Here is a 999-nt window from a genome sequence, read left to right on the forward strand (position 1 = left end):
CTAAAAGAAAGACAAGTTGCTATCTTTGAAAAAGAAGTATTTGAACTTGAAGAAAGGCATAAGTACCTTACAGCACTTTTTAAAGGTAAAACAAAGAAATGGGATAAAGACTTTGTAGATAGCATCATTGATAAGATCTTTATAGGGAAAGATAACACAATAGAAATCAAATTTAATTTTGAAGAAACTCCTGTGATTACTGAAAAACTCGGTAGAAAGACAAGGAGGAGCTGATATGAATACAGTAGATTTTTATTTAAGACTTTCCTTAGAAGATGACGACTTAAAAGACGAAAGTAACAGCATTACTTCCCAAAGAGAAATCTTAAAAGACTATATCAGTTCAAGAGAAGAATTTACTGGAGTGAAGATAAGAGAACATATTGATGATGGCTATACCGGAACAAATTTTAATCGTCCTGCATTTCAAAAGATGATAGGTCTTGTGAAGAAAAATGAGATAAGAACTATTCTTGTAAAGGATTTATCACGATTTGCAAGAGATTATATTGAATCCGGAGCATATATTGAGCAGATATTCCCTTTTATGCAGGTTCGTTTCATCTCTGTGAATGACAATTATGACAGTAATAACAATGAGAATGGAATCAGCAGTTTAGAAATTCCTTTTAAGAATCTTGTCTATGACTACTATTCCAAGGACATTTCACAAAAAATCAGTTCATCAGTAAGAGTAAGACAGGATAGAGGGTATTATTTCGGTTCAAAAGCACCGTATGGATATGTAAAAGATGAAAAAGACCATCATCAGCTACTTGTCGATGATAGAGTGAGAAACATCATTGAAGAAGTCTTTGAAAGATACCTTAGTGGTGAAAGTATGCTTTCCATTTCTAAAGATTTTAATCATAGAGGTGTTCTGACGCCGGCAAAACATATAGGGCTTAAAAGAGGAAGTGGAGTATGGACAGGACAGATTATTAGATATGTTTTAACACAAAGAGTTTATACAGGAGCTGTTGTTGGTGGAAAGACAAG

The 999-nt window shown here is 33.3% G+C and carries 1 protein-coding gene and 1 pseudogene; both read left to right on the forward strand.

All coding sequences use genetic code 11. The annotated features are described in order from the left end of the window. A pseudogene (locus tag BQ7358_RS00020) lies at nucleotides 1-234 on the forward strand (recombinase family protein); the annotation flags it as partial. A 1-nt stretch (nucleotide 235) separates the two neighbouring features. After that, a partial coding sequence (locus tag BQ7358_RS00025) for a recombinase family protein (RefSeq protein WP_159428382.1) occupies nucleotides 236-999 on the forward strand: 764 nt, incomplete at its 3' end.

Origin of the sequence: Gemella massiliensis (assembly GCF_900120125.1) — a bacterium.
GTDB classification, from domain to species: Bacteria; Bacillota; Bacilli; order Staphylococcales; family Gemellaceae; genus Gemella; species Gemella massiliensis.